Here is an 18,201-nt window from a genome sequence, read left to right as displayed (position 1 = left end):
GCCCACCCCGGCCCTTTGCGCTTTCGTTGACCACACCCCCTCCAGGATGGGAGGAAGCCCGACCGCCCATGCCCCCCAAAGTGCCCGCCAAAGCAGCCTTCTTCGACGTCGACGGGACGCTGGTCCGGACGAACATCGTCCACGTCTATGCCTATTACGCGACGAACCGGGGCTCGCTCCGGGGTATCGCGGGCCGAACCCTGGGCACCGCCCTGGGTCTGCCGGTGTTCGGCATCCTGGATGCCGTCAACCGCAAGGCCTTCAACGAATTCTTCTACCGGTACTACTCGGGCCTCAGCGAGGACCGGCTCGTCACCATCGCGGAGGACATGTTCGAGGACGTCCTGAAGCCCGCGCTGTACGAGCAGACGCAGGACCTCATCGACGAGGCGCGCCGCTCCGGCTGCCGCATCGTGCTCGTCACCGGCGCGCTGGACTTCACCATGCGCCCCCTGGCCCGGCACCTGGGCTGTGACGACGTCATCGCCAACAAGATGCAGTTCGTGGGCGGCAAGGCCACCGGCAAGGTGATTCCGCCCATCATCGAAGGCGCCAACAAGGCCAACGCCATCCGCGCCTACTGCGAGCGCGAGGGCCTGGCCCTCAACCAGTGCCATGGCTACTCGGACAGCGCCTCCGACTACGCCATGCTCGCCGTGGTGGGACGGCCCACCGCGGTGAACCCGGACCTGCGGCTGCGCTCGCTCGCGCGCGCGTACAACTGGCCCATCCTGGACCTGAAGTAACCCCCCACCCCTTTTCGCCGCCCCCCTTCATCCATGCGCCCGCTCAAGACGCTCCAGAAGCTGTACGACGAGGAAAGCCAGGTGGTCATCACGGAGAAGGGCAGCCCCCCGCGGGCGCTCTTCTACGGCGAGGGCTTCCTCCAGGAAGACCTGCCCGTGGGCACCCGGGTCATCTTCCCCCGCCCCCCGCTGGAGGGCGTGCCCAACGTGAAGGCCGCCATCCGCTGGGCCATCAACCACCCGGAGGGCATGGACCCGCTGCACGCGCTGCTCAAGCCCGGCATGCGGCTGACGTGCGTCATCGACGACATCAGCGTCCCCCTGCCGCCCATGGTCACGCCGGACGTGCGCCAGTCCATCCTGGAGGTGGTGCTGGAGCTGTGCGCGGACTCCGGCGTGGATGACGTGCACCTGGTCATCGCCAACGCGCTGCACCGCCGGATGACCGAAGGCGAGATGAAGCGCATGGTGGGCGAGAAGATCTTCGACGCCTACTACCCGGACCGCTACTACAACCACGACGCGGAGGACCCGGACGGCATCACGGAGCTGGAGCGCACCAGCCACAATGAAGTCGTGGCCGTGAACCGCCGCGTGGCGGAGAGCGACCTCATCGTCTACGTGAACATCAACTTCGTGCCCATGAACGGCGGGCACAAGTCCATGGGCACGGGCGTGACGAACTACGCGTCGCTGCGGCACCACCACAACCCGAAGACCATCCGCGATTCGGACTCCTACATGGAGCCGAAGGCGAGCGCGCTCTACACGAAGAACTCGCGCATCGGGACGGTCATCGACAAGACGCTGAAGGTCTTCCACATCGAGACCACGCTGAACAACCGCATGTTCGGCGCGCCCACGGACTTCCTGGCGAAGAAGGAAGAGGACTACACGGAGGCGGACCGGCTGAAGTTCCAGGCCCTGCGCTTCACGCTGTCCAAGCTGCCCCGCGCGGCGGCGCGCAAGGTGCTCAACGCCATCCCCGCGCCCTATGACGTGACGGGCGTGTTCGCGGGGGCCACGGAGCCCACGCACGCCAAGACGCTGGAGCAGAGCTGGAAGCAGTACGTGGTGCCGGTGGAGGGGCAGAGCGACATCGTCATCTTCCCCATCCCGTTCGTCAGCCCCTACAGCGTCAACTCCATCCTCAACCCGCTGCTCGTGCAGGTGATGGGGCTGGGCTACTTCTACAACCTCAACCGGGGCGTGCCGCTGGTGAAGAAGGGGGGCGTGCTCATCCTCCTGCACCCGGCCTACGACGAGTTCGACCCCGTGCAGCACCCCAGCTACATCGAGTTCTTCCACCGGCTGCTGCCGGAGACGCGGGACTCCATGAAGCTGGAGCACAAGTACGAGAAGGAGTTCGCGGAGAACCCCAGCTACGTGCACCTGTACCGGAAGGGCAACGCCTACCACGGCGTGCACCCCTTCTACATGTGGTACTGGGGCGAGAACGGCCGCCAGCACGTGGGCAAGGTCATCGTCGCGGGCGCGGAGAACAACCACGTCCCGGCCCTGCTCGGCTGGGACCGCACGGACACCCTCTCCGAGGCGATTGAAGAGGCGCGCGGCTTCATGGGGCGCTCGGCGTCCATCAGCCTGCTGCGCATCGCGCCCACGGTGATGGTGGACGTGAAGTGAAAGGGTCGCTCACGGACATGACCACGCTTCCCCCGCTGAACGTCACCGAGGTCTTCACCGGCAAGCGCATCGTCTTCGTCGGCACCACCGGCTTCGTGGGCAAGGTGACGCTGTCGATGCTGCTGTCCCACTACGGCGACGTGCTGGACCGGGTCTACGTCATCGTGCGCAAGGGCAGCGCCGCGTCCGCGGAGCGCCGCTTCTTCGACAAGGTGGCCCCCAGCGAGCCCTTCCAGCCGCTGCGCGACCGCCTGGGCGACGAAGGCGCCATGGCGTTCATCCAGGCGAAGTGCACCATCCTGGATGGCGACATCACCGACCCCTTCGTGGGCCTGGAGGAGGCGCAGGTCGAGGCGCTCACCGGGCAGGTGCACGCCATCGTCAACTGCGCGGGCCTGGTCTCCTTCAACCCGTCGCTGGAGGTGGGCCTCAACGTCAACACCCACGGCGTGAAGAACGCGGTGGCGCTGGCGCTGCGCTGGTCCGTGCCGCTCATCCACATGTCCACCGCGTTCGTGGTGGGCAACCGCAGCGGGCTCGTCTTCGAGGACGAGCCGGTGCTGGGCTACTTCCCCAAGCACGAGGAGATGGACGGGCGCGACTTCAGCCTGGAGCAGGAGCTGGCGGACGCGGAGAAGATCGTCGCCCGCCTGCGCGAACAGGCGGATGACAAGGCGCTCACCTCCCTCTTCCGGCAGAAGGCGCTGGACCGCCTGGAGGAGGAGGGCCGCGACGCCACGGACGAGAAGACGCTGCGCCTGGCCGTGGGCCGCGAGCGCAAGCTGTGGCTGTCCGGCGAGCTGGTCCGCGCGGGCATGGAGCGCGCGCAGCACTGGGGCTGGCCCAACACGTACACCTACGCCAAGCACCTGGGCGAACAGGTGATGGCCGGGACGCCGGGGCTGCGCTACTCCATCGTGCGGCCCTCCATCGTGGAGAGCGCGGCGCACTTCCCCTTCCCCGGCTGGAACGAGGGCTTCACCACGTCCGCGCCGCTGGCGTACGCGGGCATCAAGGGCCAGCGCGGCATCCCCGCGGGCGACCACGCCATCCTGGACATCATCCCGGTGGACCAGGTGGCGGGCGCCACGCTGGGCATCACCGCGCACGCGATGCAGGTGGAGGAGCGCCGCGTCTACAACCTGGCGTCCGGTGACGTGAACCCGTTCCTCGCCAGCCGCTCCGTGGAGCTGGTGGGCCTGTACCGCCGCCGCTTCTACCGCAACCGCGAGACGGGCAACTCGCTGGTCAACTCGTTGCGCTCGCGCATCGAGCCGCAGCCGGTGAGCAAGCAGGAGTTCCAGTTGCTCAGCGCGCCCATGCTGGCGAAGGGCGCGAAGCTGCTCAAGAAGGCCATGGACGAGGTGCGGCCCGCGTGGGGCGCGCCCCGCGTGCAGGCGATGATGGACAAGGCCCGCGTCGCGCTGGACGAGGTGGAGTCCCAGGCGGGCAGCCTCACCGGCCTCATCGACCTGTTCCTCCCCTTCCTCTGGGAGAACCGCTACGTCTTCCGCTGCGACAACACGCGCTCCGTCTACGAGCGCATGGTGCCGGCGGACCGCGCGAAGATTGACTGGGCGCCGGACCGCATCGACTGGCGCGAGTACTTCCTGGGCACGCACCTGCCCGGCCTGGAGAAGTGGGTGTTCCCGGGCCTGGACGAGGAGCGCGAGAAGCGCACCGCCATCCCCGCGCACCGCGACCTGCTGGAGCTGTTCGAGGCCACCGTGCACGCGTACCGCCACCGGGTGGCGTTCCGCATGGCCGCGGGGGAGAAGGAGGAGCGCTTCACCTTCGGCGAGGTGCACCGCTACGCGGCCCGCGTGGGCAGCTACCTCATGGCCCAGGGCATCAAGCGCGGCGACCGCGTCCTGCTGGTGTCGGAGAACCGGCCGGAGTGGGCCATCAGCTACTTCGGCATCCTGCGCGCCGGCGGCACCGCCGTGCCGGTGGACCCATCGCTCACCGAGGCGGAGGTGGTCAACATCGCGAAGCGCGCCGCCGCGAAGCAGTGCTTGGTGTCCGAGCAGGCCGCGGAGGACTTCCCCGGACTCTTCGCCGCGCTGGGCGAGGGCGTGGGCGTGGCGAGCCTCGCGGAGGCCATGACGGGCGACCCGGCGTACCCGGACCGCATCGGCCCGGTGAAGAAGTCCGCCGCCGCCGACGACGTGGCGAGCGTCATCTTCACCTCCGGCACCACCGGCACGCCCAAGGGCGTGATGCTCACCCACCGCAACTTCGCGGCGCTGGTGGCGAAGCTGGCGGGCGCGTTCGACGTGGGCGTGGGGGACGGCGTGCTGTCCGTGCTGCCCCTGCACCACACCTTTGAGTTCTCCGCCGGCTTCCTCACGCCGTTCATGCGCGGCGCGGAGATCACGTACATCGACGAGCTCACGTCGGACCGGCTGGGGGACGTCTTCGAGACGGGCCGCGTGACGGCGATGATTGGCGTGCCCGCGCTCTGGCAGCTCCTGCACCGCAAGATTACGCAGGAGATGGCCGCGCGCCCGCCGGTGGTGGAGCAGGCGCTCAAGGCGCTGATGGCGGCCAACGGGGAGCTGCGCAACCGCAGCTCGCTCAACCTGGGCAAGCTGTTGTTCTGGCCGGTGCACCGCAAGTTCGGCGGCCGGGTGAAGGTGCTGGTGTCCGGCGGCTCCGCGCTGTCGGAAGAGGTGCACCAGGCCTTCCACGAGCTGGGCTTCACCATGCGCGAGGGCTATGGCCTCACGGAGGCCGCGCCGGTGCTGGCGGTGTCCGAGGCCACCAACAAGCGCGTGAAGGGCACGGTGGGCAAGGCGCTGCCGGGCATCGAGTTCAAGATTCAGAACCCGGACAACGACGGCATTGGCGAGGTGCTGGCCAAGGGCCCGAACGTGATGGCGGGCTACTTCGGAGACCGCGAGGCCACCGAGGCCGTGGTGAAGGACGGCTGGCTGCACACGGGCGACCTGGGCCGCATGGACGACGAGGGCCGCCTGTACCTCATGGGCCGCGCCAAGGACGTCATCGTCGACGCCAACGGCAAGAACGTCTACCCGGACGAGCTGGAGGAGCTGTACCAGGAGCACGCGCACATCAAGGAGCTGTCCATCGTCGGCCTGCCGGACGAGGCCGGCGGCGAGAAGGTGGCGTGCCTGTGCGTGCCGGACTTCAAGGACCGCCCGCGCGAGGAGGTCCGCCACGAGCTGGAGGAGCACTTCCGCAAGGTGAGCGCGGGCATGCCCTTCTACCGGCGCGTGAAGGTGCTGCGCTTCTGGGACGGCGAGCTGCCGCGCACGTCCACGCGCAAGGTGAAGCGCAAGCGCGTGGTGGAGGAGCTGCAGCGGCTGGACCGCGTGGCGGCCAGCGCGGGCCGCGTGAAGGAGAAGGCGCAGGCGGCGCCCACCACGGGCGGCGTGTCGGACTGGCTCTTCCCGCTCGTCGCGGAGGTGTGCCACCGCCCCGTGTCGGACGTGCGGGCGGACGCGCAGCTCATTGGCGACCTGGGCTTCGACTCGCTGATGCTCACGGAGATGTCCGTGGCGCTGGAGGGCGCGGGCGTGCCGCTGCCCGCCATTGAAGACCTGACGCAGGTGCAGACGGTGGAGGACCTGCGCAAGCTGGTGGTGGCCTCCGGGCGCCGGCCCTCGCAGGAGACGCGCGCGCGCGACATCAAGAAGGAGGCCGAGCGCGCGGAGGAGGCGGAGATTCCGGTGCCGGAGTCGGTGTCCGCGCTGGGCCGGCAGCTTTTGTCCTTCGGGCAGAAGGTGCTCTACGGCGGCGTCTTCGACGTGAAGGTGACGGGCAAGACGTTCATCCCGCAGAACCGCAACTTCCTGGTCATCGCCAACCACGCCAGCCACCTGGACGCGGGCCTGGTGCGCGTGGTGCTGGGCGACCAGGGCGAGCGGCTGGTGTCGCTGGCCGCGCGCGACTACTTCTTCGACACGCCGCTCAAGCGCGCGTGGTTCGAGAACTTCACCAACCTCATCCCCATCGACCGGCAGGGTTCGCTGCGTGAATCGCTGCGCGTGGCGGGCGAGGCGCTCCGGCAGGGCTTCAACGTCCTCATCTTCCCGGAGGGCACGCGCTCCAAGACGGGCGAGCTGATGGAGTTCAAGCCGACGCTGGGCTACCTGTCGCTCACCTACGGGGTGGACGTGCTGCCGCTGTACATCCACGGCGCGTACGAAGCGCTGCCCAAGGGCTCCATGTTCCCGAAGACGAAGGAGCTGGAGGTCCACGTGGGCCCGGCGCTGGAGCACGCGTCGCTGAAGGCCCGGGCGCAGGGCATGGCGCGCTCGGAGGGCTACCGCTACGTGACGCACATCGCGGAGGAGGCGGTGCGCTCGCTGAGGGCGGGCAAGGTGCTGGACCTGGAGCAGGTGGGCGCGGACCGGGACTTCACCCCGCCCGCCCGGGCCCTGCCGGAAGGGAAGGACGCGTGAAGCTGCTCGTCACCGGAGGCACGGGATTCCTGGGCACGCACCTGGTGCCCAAGCTGGTGGCCGCGGGCCACGACGTGCGCCTCATCGCGCGCTCGAAGCCGTCAGGCCCCGCGTTCGCCAACACGGAGGTGCGCCAGGGCGACCTGAAGGACCGGGACGCCGTGCGCCGCGCGCTGGAGGGCGTGGACGCCGTCTACCACCTGGCGGGGCTCGTCTCCTTCCAGAACAAGGACGCGCGGCGGATGTACGAGCTGCACGTGGACTGCACGCGCGAGTTCCTGCGCGACGTGCGCGAAGCGGGCGTGAAGCGCGTCATCCTGGGCTCCACCTCCGGCACCATCGCGGTGTCGAAGGAGGACCGCGTGGGCACGGAGGAGGATGACTACCCCATCACCACCGTCGCCCACTGGCCCTACTACCTGTCGAAAATCTACGAAGAGAAGCTGGCGCTGGAGTACTGCCGCAAGCACGCCATCCCGCTGGTGGTGCTCAACCCCAGCCTGCTGATGGGGCCCGGGGATGACCGGCTGTCCTCCACCTGGACGGTGGTGAAGTTCCTCAACCGGGAGATTCCGTCCATGCCCGGCGGCGGCATCTCCTTCGTGGACGCGCGCGACGCGGCGGACGCCTTCCTCCAGGCGCTCACCCGGGGCGAGGTGTACGGCCGCCACCTGATGGGCGTGAACATGGCCATGTCGGACTTCTTCGACCGGCTCCAGCGCCTCACCGGCGTGCCCGCCCCGCGCATGAAGCTGCCGCGCGAGGTGAACATCTGGGGCGGCAAGCTGCTGGAGCAGGTGGCGAAGTGGCGCGGTGTCACGTCCAAGCTCGACCCGCAGGAGGTCGAGATTGGCGAGCACTTCTTCTACCTGGAGCCCGCCAAGGCCGAGCGCGAGCTGGGCTTCAAGGCGCGCGACGTCCACGAGACGCTCCTGGACACCGTCCAGTACATCTACGGGAAGATGCCGCCCGGGAACCTGCCCGGCACCCGCGGCCGGCTGGCCGAGACGCGCGAAGGCACCTGACGCGCGGTGAAGAATGGCGCGGCGGCCTACGGGCTCGCCGCGCCGCCGTGCACCCGGCCGCCGCTCACGCGCTCCACGAGCCGGGCGGCGTTCGGGTCCGTGTCCTTCTGGTGCCACACCCAGGCGGCGCCCAGGAAGGCCAGGCCCAGCAGGACGAGGATGAGCCGGGCCAGGAAGGACGGACCGCCGTCCGAGTCCGCCATGGCCTTCAGCCCACCACGCGGTTGCGGCCGGACTTCTTGGCCTTGTAGAGGTTCGCGTCCGCCACCTTGATGAACTGGGACGGCTCCGACATCTCCGAGGCCACCTCCGCCACGCCGATGGAGATGGTGACGGGGATCTCCTTGTCCTCGAACATGAAGCGCTTGTCCTCCACCAGCTTGCGGATCTTCTCCGCGAACAGGCGCGCCTTGTCCGGCCCGTCCTCCGGCATGACGATGGCGAACTCCTCGCCGCCGTAGCGCGCGAAGCACTGCTCGCGGCGCACCAGCCGCTTGATGGACTGGGCCATCTCCCGCAGCACGTAGTCGCCGGCCAGGTGGCCGTGGACGTCGTTGATCTGCTTGAAGTGGTCGATGTCGAACATCATCAACGACAGCGTGCGCTGGTACCGGTGCGAGCGGCCCATCTCCCGCTCCAGGTACTCCAGGAAGTAGCGCTTGTTGTTGATGCCGGTGAGACCGTCCGCGATGGTCAGCGTGTAGATGGTCTCGTGGTACTGGGTCTCGATGTTGTCGCCATCGAGGAACTTGAAGATGGAGCCGCCCACCTTCACCAGGTCCCCGCTGCGCAGCGGCTGCGCCTGGAGCACCTCCCGGTCGTTCAGGTAGGTGCCGTTGGTGGACTGGAGGTCCTCCACGTAGGTCTTGCCCTGACGGCTCCAGATGCGCGCGTGGCGGCGCGACACGTTGTCCAGGTCCACCACGATGTGGTTGTGCTGGTCCCGGCCAATGGTGAACTCGGACTCCTCCAGCACGTACTTCTTGCCCAGCTCCGGTCCGTGGATCTGCACGAGGCAGCACTCGGTGCCACGCTCGGGACCGGGGGTGAGGCTGGAGATCTTGGTGACTCGCGTTTGGTCGCCAGACATCGCCCGGCCACGCTAGCACGCAAGGTCCGGGGAAGCCACGCAAGCCAAGAGGACGCACGAGGTTGCGCCCCTCCTCCTACATGCCGCGAAACCGGGAGGTCGCCTTCCGCCCATCCACCCCGCCCGGTTGGGCACTCAACGGAAAGGCTTGCACGGGCCGGACGGGCATTGTGGGGCGGCGGCCGGGGGCTAACGTGGCCGCTACCTATGTCAAAGCTGCTGGCCATGATTCTGGCGGGAGGCGCGGGCACGCGCCTGGAGCCCCTGACCCGTGAGCGGGCGAAGCCCGCGGTCCCGTTCGGTGGGCGCTACCGCATCATCGACTTCGTCCTCTCCAACTTCGCCAACTCCGGTGTGTACCGGATGAAGGTGCTGACCCAGTACAAGAGCGACTCGCTCAACAACCACCTGTCGCGCGCGTGGCGCATGACGGCGTTCCTGGGTCACTACGTGGAGGCGGTGCCCGCGCAGATGCGCACCGGCGTGGACTGGTACAAGGGCAGCGCGGACGCCATCTACCAGAACCTCAACATCATCACGGACGAGGAGCCGGACCACATCTTCGTCTTCGGCGCGGACCACGTGTACCGGATGGACGTCCGCAAGATGCTGGACTTCCACATCGAGCGGAAGGCCGCGTGCACGGTGGCGGCCATCCCCGTGCCCATCGAGCAGGGGCGCGAGTTCGGCATCATCGACGTGGGGCCGGACGGGCGGATGCTCCAGTTCCTGGAGAAGCCCAAGGATCCGCCGCCCATGCCGGGCAACCCGAGGATGTGCTTGGCCTCCATGGGCAACTACCTCTTCACCACGGACACGCTGGTGAAGCAGGTGGTGCGCGACGCGGCGGACGAGAAGAGCGCGCACGACTTCGGCAAGTCCATCATCAGCGAGCTGTACAAGCACGAGCCCGTGTACGTGTACGACTTCGCCCAGAACACGGTGGCCGGCCAGGAGGACAAGGAGCGCGGCTACTGGCGGGACGTGGGGAACATCGACGTGTACTACCAGTCCAACATGGACCTGGTGGAGGTGGACCCGACCTTCAACCTGTACAACGACCGCTGGCCCATCCACACCCAGCCCAACAACTACCCGCCGGCGAAGTTCGTCTTCGCGGACCGGGAGAACAAGCGCGTGGGCACCGCCACGGACTCGCTGGTGGCGGAGGGCTGCATCATCTCCGGCGGCCACGTGCACCGCTCCGTGCTGTCGCCGAAGGTGCGGGTGAACTCCTATTCGGAGGTGGAGGACTCCATCCTCTTCGAGAACGTCACCATCGGCCGGCGCTGCCGCATCAAGCGGGCCATCATCGACAAGAACGTGGAGATTCCGCCCGGGATGACCATTGGCTACGACCCGGTGGAGGACAAGCGCCGCTTCCACGTCACGTCCGGCGGCGTCGTCGTCATCCCCAAGGGGATGAAGGTCACCTGAGCGCCGCGGGCGCTCCCGGAAAGCCACTCCCGGGGCGCCCGCCTTGCTTTTGACTTCAGCGGAACGCGGCCTTCACGTCCGGCCGGTTGAGCACGATGAGCGACCAGATGCCCGGCACGAGCGACAGGCAGGAGCACGGGCCGCAGCACGGGATGCAGCAGATGATGGCGGCCGTCATGGACCAGCCGTAGCTGCGCAGGTTCTTCATCTGCCAGGCGCCGAAGGCCACCAGCGCGTTGAGCACCAGCCCGGGCACGGTCGTCACCACCCGGCCCATGGGGGTCAGCAGCCACGTGACGGCGTCCTTCCACTGCTGGGGGACCTGCGGATTGTCGAAGAAGCTGGCGAGCTTCTGCGTGTCCACCGGGGTCACCATGCTCACCAGCGCGTAGAGGAAGCTGAGGCCCGCCAGCACCAGCATCAGGATGGCGGGGATGGACAGCTCCTGGGCGGCCTTCGCGCGCGAGGGGTTGAAGTCCGGCGCTGGGGGGAGGTCGTGGGTCTCGTCCATGGCGGGGGCCTCAGGCCGGCTGGCGCATCGCCGCGACGGGGCGCTTCTCGAAGGCGGCGAGCGTGGTGGCGATCTCCTGGTTCACCTGCCGCAGCATGTCCTGCTTCTCCCGGAACGGGAGGAAGGCGCTCTTGAAGCCGGACACGATGATGGTGGTGAGGTCCTCCAGCGACAGGCCCAGGTTGCGGTGGGCCAGCCACAGCTCCTTCGTCACGGTGGTGTCCGTGATGAGGCGGTTGTCCGTGTTGATGGTCACCCGCAGGCCGTAGTCGAAGTAGAACTTGAGCGGGTGGGACTCCAGCGAGGACACCGCGCCCGTCTGGACGTTGGAGGACGGGCAGACCTCCATGGGGATGCGGTGGTCGTTGACGTAGTTGAGCAGGTCCCCGTCCTCGCGCAGCCGGGTGCCGTGGCCGATGCGGTGCGCGCCCAGCGAGTGGATGGCCTGGGAGATGGACTCCGGGCCGTACGCCTCACCGGCGTGCGCGGTGCAGTTGACGTTGTTCTTGAGGATGAGGCGGAAGGCGTCCAGGTGGTCCTTGGCGGGGAAGCTGGCCTCGGCGCCCGCCAGGTCGAAGCCCACGACGCCGCGGTTCTTGTACGCCACGGACAGCTCCGCCAGGCGCATGGACGTCTGCGGGTTGATGTGGCGGATGCCGCAGACGATGACGGCGCACTTGATGCCCGTCTCCTTCTTGGCGGCGCGCAGGCCCTCCAGCACGGAGTCGATGACGGTGGTCATCTTCAGGCCCTTCTGCAGGTGCAGCGCGGGCGAGTAGCGCACCTCCAGCCAGCGCACGTTCTCCGCGGCGGCGTCCACGGCCAGCTCGTAGGCGGCGCGGTAGAGGGACTCGGCGGTCTGGAGCACGGAGAGCGTCACGTCGAACGCGACGAGGTACTCCTCCAGGCTCTTGCACACCTGGCCCATGTGGATGGCCCTGGCCAGGCCGTCCTCGGTGTCGGCCATGAGCTTGATCTTCTGCTGCTCGGCCAGCTCCAGGATGGTCTTCAGCCGCATGGACCCGTCCAGGTGGCAGTGCAGGTCCGTCTTGGGGAGCGCGTGGAGCAGCTCCTCCGTCACCGCCAGCGTGGGGGGCGGGATGATGTCCGTACGCCGGGCGGATGAAGGGATGCCGGTGGCGTTGGGGGTTTCGTCGTCACGAATCGTGGGCATGGTCGAAGTTCCTCGCTTGCGTCATCCTCCCCAAACCATGCCGTCCCGCGCCTGTCCACGCCTGCCCCTGGTGACCTGCCTGATGTTGACGCTGGCGGTCATGGCGTGCCAGCGCTCGCCGGTGGAACCGGCCTTCCAGTACTCCAGTGATGCGCCCTCCCGGACGGGGCTCACGGCCCTGGCGGACGGGGTGCTCCTGGGCAACGAGGCGGGCGCGGTGGTGCGCCTGGACCGCGAGGGCCGGCCGGTGTGGACCGCCCGACTGGGCCGCGAGGTGGCGGTGCCCCCCGCCCTGGCCGGCGAGAGCGTCGTCGTGGGGACGGTGGTGGGCGAGGTGGCCTGTCTGTCGCTCCAGGACGGCAGGGAGCGCTGGCGCCTGGGAGGCGAGCCGCCCGTGCTGACCCCGCCCGTGGTGGACGACACGGGCCACACCGTCTTCCTGGTGGCCCCGGACGGCGCGGTCCGCGCCCTGGCGGTGGAGTCCGGCCAGGAGCGCTGGAAGCGGCCGGCGCCCGTGGCCGCGGCGCGGGCCTCACCGGGACAGGCTCCGCCAGCGACAGCTCCGGGGTCCGCTCCGGGGTCCGCTCCGGTGAAACCCTTGGAGCCGCGGGGGTCCGTGGCCCCGGGGCTCCGGGCGGCGCCGGTGCTGCTGGCGGGCGTGCTGGTGGTGCCGCTCGACTCGGGGCTGTGGGCGCTGGACGCCCGGAGCGGTGAGCCGCGCTGGTCCCAGCCGGTGACGGACGTGGTGGGGCTGGACTCGGAGCGCGACACGGTGTTCGTGGCCACGCGGCCGGGCCGGGTGCTGGCGCTGTCGGTGAATGACGGGAGCACGCGCTGGGAGCAGCGCTTCGCGGACGGGGTGACGGGGCCGCCCGCGCGGGCGCTGGGCGCGCTGTGGGTGGGCGCGGGCCCGTCCTCGCTGGTGGGGCTGTCCACCTCGGAGGGCCGGGAGGTGGCGCGGGTGGCGCTGCCTTCTCCGCTGGTGGGCCGGGTGCAGGTGGGGCTGGAGGACCTGCTGCTGGTGCCCACGTCCGGCCACGAGGGGCGCCTGGTCGCGCTCAAGGCGCCGGGCTGGACGCCCGTGTTCACGGTGCGGGCGGACACGCCGCTGCGCACACGGCCGGTGGTGCGCGGGGCGCGGGTGTTCGTGCTGGGACTGGACGGCCGCGTGCTGGCGTGGCGCCTGCGGGTGCCTCGGCCCGGCTGAGGATTCAGGCGCCGGAGCCGGTGGGGAGGTCCGCGTTCGCGCGGTTCGCGGACTCCACGTAGTCCAGGTCCCGGTGGAAGGTCTCCGCCAGCCGCGCCAGGGCGGCGAGCGCCAGGACGAAGCACACCGCGCCCACGGCGAGCGCCGCGTGCGCCACGCCCAGGGAGCCCTTGAGCTGGCCGAAGGCGGTGGCGGCGATGACCGCGGAGCCGCGCACGAAGTTGGGCACCGACGTGGCCACGGTGGCGCGGATGTTGGTGCCGAACTGCTCGGCGGCCATGGTGACGAGCACCGCCCAGTAGCCCACGCTCAGGCCGATGAGGAAGGTCAGCGCGTAGACGAGCGCCGGGGTGAGGCCCGGCACGAGCCCGTACACCAGCACCAGCGCGAACCAGGCGCACAGGCTGAAGCCCACGGCGCGCTTGCGGCTCTGGAGCCACTGGCTCAGCACGCCGGACAGCAGGTCCCCCAGCGTCAGGCCCACGCTGCCGAAGAGGATGGCGTTGCCCGCCGTCACCGGGCCCTGCACGTGCAGGCCCGCGGTCAGCTCCGGGGCGAAGACGAAGAGGATGCCGGTGGTGAAGTAGATGGGCACGCCCACGAGGATGCAGCCCAGGTACTTGGAGAAGCGGCCCCCCGTGAGGAGCAGGAGCGCGTTCCCCTTCGCGGGGCCGGCCCTCTGGGTGAAGAGGACGGACTCGGACACCTTGAAGCGCGCGAAGAGGAGCAGGAGGCCCAGCACGCCGCCCGTCACGTAGGCCGTCTTCCAGTGCAGGTGCTGCGCGACGAGCGCCGCGACGACGACGCCCAGCATGCCCAGCGTGGCGACGACGGTGGTGCCCAGGCCGCGCTTCTCCCGGGGCAGGGACTCCGCGACCAGGGTGATGGCCGCGCCCAGCTCGCCCGCCAGCCCCAGGCCGCCGAGGAAGCGGCAGGCGGCGTAGCTGTTCACGTCCCAGACGAAGGGGTTGAGCAGGTTGGCCGCCGAGTACAGGAGGATGGAGCCGAACATCACGGACAGCCGCCCCCGCTTGTCCCCGAGCAGCCCCCAGAAGAGGCCGCCCACCATCATCCCCGCCATCTGCGCGTTGTAGATGAACAGCCCCTTCTGGAAGATGTCGGAAGGGTCCGTGAGGCCCAGGTCCTTCAGCGACGCGACGCGCACCACGCCGAACAGCGTGATGTCGAAGAGGTCCACGAAGTAGCCCAGGCCCGCCACGAGGACGGTGAGGTTCAGGACCGAGCGCAGTTCCCGGAGGCGGTTCATGGCGCGCGACCCTACCGCTTCTGGCCCGGGCGGGAAGGGCGACTCCAGCGCCCGCGCTGACTGCCGCCCGGGCAAACACAGACATCCTCCACGCCTGCCCACCCGGGCGGCCCGGGAGGAGCGGCGCGCGGGGCCTCCGCCCTCCCGCCGTCCCCATCCGGGCGTGACAGGAGATCCACACCGCGCGGTGCTTCCAGAAGAATTCCCTGGAAGATAGGTTTTACTGCATGTCCGTGTTGGAGGCCGTGGCGAGGCAGCGCGTGGTGGTGCTGGCCGTGGTGCTGGGCCTGTGGAGCCCCGCGTGGGCGGACGGGCCGTGGCGGGCGGTCGCGCGCGTGGTGTCCGCCGAGGACCGCGCACTGCTGGAGCGGGTGCGGGGGCAGAGCAGCGACCTGCCGGTGGTGCTGGAGGTGGAGGCAGGCCGGTCCATGGACTCGGGCCCTGGTGGGGCGTGGCGTGAGGCGGAGCGGCTGGCTTCGCGCAGGGACGCTCGCGCGGTGTTGTGGTTCACGCGCGATGGGGCGGCGCTGCGGGTGTCGGTGGCGGCTCCCAAGACGGGCCACCTGTTCGTGCGGAGCGCACGGGTGGAGGGCGCGCCGGAGACGCTGACGTGGTCCGTGGGCGCGGAGGCCCTGGCGTTGGCGGTGCGCTCCGCGCTGCGCGCGGTGGACGCGGGCGAACCGCTGGGCGAAGTGGTCGCGCCCCCTCCCCCACCGCCCGTGGTGACGCCGCCGCCGCCTCCGCCTCCCGCCGTGGCGTCGCCGGTGGCCGAAGCTCCGGGGGCCAAGGCGCCCGTGGCCAAGTCTCCAGTGGCCAAAGCTCAGGTCGCCGAGGCGCCGGCGGCCAAGTCTCAGGTCGCTGAGGCTCCGGTGGCCAAGTCTCAGGTCGCCGAGGCGCCGGCGGCCAAGTCTCGGGGCGCTGAGGCTCCGGTCGCCGAGGTTCCGGTCGCCGAGGCCCAGGTGGCCAAGGCTCCGGCGGACGGGGCCTTCGTCCAGGTGGGCGTGCACGCGGCGCTGGACGGGTATCACGCCTGGGGACAGCAGGGGCTGAGCGTGGGCGCGGGATGGGCGGGCCGGGAGCTTCGCCTTCGCGCGCAGGTGCTGGCGGCGCTGCCGGTGCACCTTCGGGACGCGTACGCGGACATCCGCCTCACGCAGGGCGCCGTGCTGGCGTGGGCGGACGTGCCCTTCGTGAAGGCGGGCGCGTGGGAGGGCACGGTGGGTCTCGGGGCGGGGGTCGCGGGCTTCTGGCGGCGCACGGAGGCCCGGGCCGCGGAGGTGGAGCCCACGCCGTCGCGGATGCTCGCGGCCTTCGTCGTGGGGTCGGCGGTGCGCGTGGCGTGGCGGGTGGCGCCGGCGCTCGCGCTGGAGGCGGCGCTGTCGGGAGAGGTGCTCCTGGGACGGCCCCGGCTGGGCTACTCGGTGGACGGCGAGTTCGTGCTCCGGGAGGACGGGGCGTCCGTGCGTCCCCGCCTGGGAGTGGGGATGGTGATTTTTCCGTGAGCACCGATGACCCGATCTGGCGGCGTCCCTTCTCCTTGGGGGGCATGAGGAGCTCGGGCTCACATGCGACCGTCGCGCCCCGGGGCGAGGACGCCCGGCTGACGGCGGCCATGCGGGGACAGCGCGACGCGACCGAGTCCCTGCTCCTGGAGCTGCTGCCGCGCGTGCGCAACCTGGTGCGCTACCTGGTGCGAGGGGACTCGGACGTGGAGGACATCGCCCAGGAGTCGCTCATCGCGCTGGTGCGGGGCCTGCCCACCTATCGCGGCGACGGGCGTTTCCACGGCTGGGTGGACCGGGTGGTGGTGCGCACCACGTTCGCGTGGCTCAAGCGTTCACGCGGACGCGAGGCCCGCTACAGTGGGGACCCGGTGGAGCTGTTGGCGGTGCCATCCGACGAAGCGCCGGCGGACGAATATCTGCACCGCCGTCACCTGGTGGCGTTACTGGACAGGTTGTCGACGGAGCAGCGGCATGCGCTGGTGCTGCACCACGTCCTGGAATTGAGCGTGCAGGAGATTTCGACAGAGCTGGGCGTCCCTTTCGAGACCGTGCGCAGCCGGCTGCGCCTGGGACGCACCGCCCTGCGCGCGCTGGCCTCGGACGGCGAGTCACCCGAGGGGGAGTCGTCATGAGCCCCCGCCCCCCCGGCGACGGTGACGGTGAGCCGCTGGACGACCTGCTGCGGCCCCTGGACAACGGCAGCGGGCCCGCGCGGCGGCTGTCCCGGCAGCGGTCGAGCGCGCTCGTCCAGGCGGCGCTGGACGCGGCGCTCCAGCAGGCGCCGGAGCCTCCGCGAAGACGCAGGCGGCCTCCCGTGTGGTTGATGGCGGGCGCGGCGCTCGTCTTCACGGGGGCCGCGGCCGCCGCCGTGTGGCGCTATGCGCGGCCCGAGCAGCCGCCCCCGCAGATGCTGAAGCCGGCCGTGCCGGAGCCGACGCGGATGGCCACGCTGGAGCCGGTCCCCCTGCCCCCGCCGCCCGAGCCCTTCGTCATCGAGCATCCCCGGCCGCTGCGTCCGAGCATCACGGTGAAGGAATCATCGAAGCCGGAGGACCTGCTGCGGCAGGCCAACGCGCTCCGGTCCGAGGGCAAGTGGAGGGACGCGGAGGGGCTGTACCTGCGCGTCATCCGCGCGGAGCCATCGTCGCTGGCCGCGTACGTCGCGCGCGTGGCGTCGGGGTCGCTGCGGCTGGAGCACCTGGGTGACGCGCGAGGCGCCCTGCGTCAGTACCAGGACGCGGTGCGGCTGCAACCCGGTGGCATGTTGGATCCGGAGGCACGCCACGGCGTGGCGGAGGCCCACCGGGCGCTGGGTGACACCGCGGCGGAGGCCCGGGCGCTGGGAGAGTTCCTCACGCTGCATCCGGACTCACCGCTGAGCGCGGCGTCGCGCGCGCGGCTTCGGGAGCTGTCACCGCCATGAGGTTGAGCACATCAAGGCACGACCTTTCTCCCAAACCTTCGGACACGAAGTCCGTCCCATGGATGAGAAGGTGAGAACACTGCGGGGCCGCCCTGTCCGCGGCGAGCAGCGCGAACCTGTCCGACAGTCGGACAGCTTCGAAGGAACGCCCACTCCTCGGGCCCAGCGTGGCGGACGGCGCGCCTGCGCCCTCCGAGCCGTGGAAACCTGTCCGACTGTCGGACAGCTTCGAAGGAAACCGCCGTCCCGGCGCCTGGCGTGGCGGGTGTCACGCCTGCACCCTCCGAGCAGCGGAAACCGGTCCGACAGTCGGACAGGTTTGGAGGAACGTCGGCTCCTGGGTGCTCGGCATGGCGAACGGCGCGCCTGCGCCCTCCGAGTCGTGGAAACTTGTCCGACAGTCGGACAGGTTCGGAGGAACGTCGGCTCCTGGGTGCGCGGCATGGCGGGCGGCGGGCCCGCGCCTTCCGAGTTGCAGAAACCGGTCCGACAGTCGGACAGCTTCGGAGGAATGCTGCCTTCTCGGGCCCCGGTGTGGCGAGCGGTACGCCTGCGTCCTCCGAGTCGTGGAAACGGGTCCGACAGTCGGACAGGTTCGAAGGACCACCCCCGCCTCGGGGCCCGGCGTGGAGGGCGGCGCGCCTGCGCCCTCCGAACTGCGGAAACCGGTCCGACTGGAGGTCTGCGCGGAATAAGCAGTCCTACGAGCCGCATAGAGGTGGGGTGACATCGCAAGAAGAAGCCC

Annotated in this window: 14 protein-coding genes; 9 read left to right on the top strand and 5 right to left on the bottom strand. The window is 70.1% G+C overall.

From position 1 onward, the window contains the following. Positions 1-80: 80 nt before the first annotated feature. The 4 genes from K8612_RS33525 to K8612_RS33510 are packed head-to-tail and all read left to right on the top strand — an operon-like array spanning position 81 to position 7,842. Positions 81-746: an HAD family phosphatase gene (locus tag K8612_RS33525; RefSeq protein WP_223646549.1), complete on the top strand. Its 666-nt coding sequence runs from the start codon at positions 81-83 to the stop codon at positions 744-746. Positions 747-779: 33 nt separating this feature from the next. Continuing rightward, a complete protein-coding gene (locus K8612_RS33520) occupies positions 780-2,390 on the top strand; it encodes a lactate racemase domain-containing protein (protein ID WP_223765221.1) in 1,611 nt (536 codons plus the stop codon). A gap of 17 nt (positions 2,391-2,407) precedes the next feature. Beyond that, positions 2,408-6,817 (top strand): AMP-binding protein, encoded by a 4,410-nt coding sequence (locus tag K8612_RS33515; RefSeq protein WP_223765220.1) that lies wholly within the window; start codon positions 2,408-2,410, stop codon positions 6,815-6,817. Beyond that, positions 6,814-7,842 (top strand): NAD-dependent epimerase/dehydratase family protein, encoded by a 1,029-nt coding sequence (locus tag K8612_RS33510; RefSeq protein ID WP_223765219.1) that lies wholly within the window; start codon positions 6,814-6,816, stop codon positions 7,840-7,842. The genes K8612_RS33515 and K8612_RS33510 overlap by 4 nt, the downstream gene beginning before the upstream one ends. Positions 7,843-7,868: 26 nt before the next feature. Here K8612_RS33510 and K8612_RS33505 read toward each other — a convergent pair whose 3' ends face one another. Together K8612_RS33505 and K8612_RS33500 are read right to left on the bottom strand one after the other, a co-directional pair. After that, positions 7,869-8,045 (bottom strand): hypothetical protein, encoded by a 177-nt coding sequence (locus tag K8612_RS33505; protein ID WP_223743721.1) that lies wholly within the window; start codon positions 8,043-8,045, stop codon positions 7,869-7,871. A 5-nt stretch (positions 8,046-8,050) separates the two neighbouring features. Then, complete coding sequence (locus K8612_RS33500; protein ID WP_223743720.1) at positions 8,051-8,932, bottom strand: GGDEF domain-containing protein; 882 nt, start codon at positions 8,930-8,932, stop codon at positions 8,051-8,053. 207 nt (positions 8,933-9,139) lie between these two features. On the opposite strand from K8612_RS33500, the gene glgC reads away from it, so the two are divergent. Beyond that, positions 9,140-10,369 (top strand): glucose-1-phosphate adenylyltransferase, encoded by a 1,230-nt coding sequence (gene glgC / locus K8612_RS33495; protein ID WP_223743719.1) that lies wholly within the window; start codon positions 9,140-9,142, stop codon positions 10,367-10,369. 55 nt (positions 10,370-10,424) lie between these two features. Here the strand turns inward: glgC and K8612_RS33490 are convergent, their stop codons facing one another. Both K8612_RS33490 and add read right to left on the bottom strand, forming a co-directional pair. Next, positions 10,425-10,880, bottom strand: a complete 456-nt coding sequence (locus K8612_RS33490; RefSeq protein ID WP_223743718.1) for a hypothetical protein — start codon at positions 10,878-10,880, stop codon at positions 10,425-10,427. A gap of 10 nt (positions 10,881-10,890) precedes the next feature. Then, complete coding sequence (gene add / locus K8612_RS33485; RefSeq protein ID WP_223743717.1) at positions 10,891-12,054, bottom strand: adenosine deaminase; 1,164 nt, start codon at positions 12,052-12,054, stop codon at positions 10,891-10,893. Positions 12,055-12,136: 82 nt separating this feature from the next. Between add and K8612_RS33480 the strand changes: the two genes are divergently transcribed. Then, complete coding sequence (locus tag K8612_RS33480) at positions 12,137-13,261, top strand: PQQ-binding-like beta-propeller repeat protein (RefSeq protein ID WP_223765218.1); 1,125 nt, start codon at positions 12,137-12,139, stop codon at positions 13,259-13,261. A gap of 4 nt (positions 13,262-13,265) precedes the next feature. On the opposite strand, the gene K8612_RS33475 is transcribed toward K8612_RS33480, so the two are convergent. After that, positions 13,266-14,528 (bottom strand): MFS transporter, encoded by a 1,263-nt coding sequence (locus tag K8612_RS33475; RefSeq protein ID WP_223765217.1) that lies wholly within the window; start codon positions 14,526-14,528, stop codon positions 13,266-13,268. Between the two features lie 227 nt (positions 14,529-14,755). Here K8612_RS33475 and K8612_RS33470 point away from each other — a divergent pair, with 227 nt between their 5' ends. The 3 genes from K8612_RS33470 to K8612_RS33460 are packed head-to-tail and all read left to right on the top strand — an operon-like array spanning position 14,756 to position 17,456. Then, positions 14,756-16,030, top strand: coding sequence for a hypothetical protein (locus tag K8612_RS33470; protein ID WP_223765216.1), 1,275 nt, complete (start codon positions 14,756-14,758; stop codon positions 16,028-16,030). Positions 16,031-16,074: 44 nt separating this feature from the next. Next, the gene (locus K8612_RS33465; protein ID WP_223743713.1) at positions 16,075-16,665 is read left to right on the top strand and encodes an RNA polymerase sigma factor; all 591 of its coding nucleotides are present in this window, start codon (positions 16,075-16,077) and stop codon (positions 16,663-16,665) included. After that, positions 16,662-17,456, top strand: coding sequence for a tol-pal system YbgF family protein (locus tag K8612_RS33460; protein ID WP_223765215.1), 795 nt, complete (start codon positions 16,662-16,664; stop codon positions 17,454-17,456). Before K8612_RS33465 ends, K8612_RS33460 begins: the two co-directional genes overlap by 4 nt. Positions 17,457-18,201 lie beyond the last annotated feature (745 nt).

Source organism: Corallococcus sp. AS-1-6 (assembly GCF_020037015.1).
Classification (GTDB): domain Bacteria; phylum Myxococcota; class Myxococcia; order Myxococcales; family Myxococcaceae; genus Corallococcus.
The sequence above is the reverse complement of the archived record's forward strand: the minus strand, read 5'-3'. Positions and strand labels throughout refer to the sequence as shown.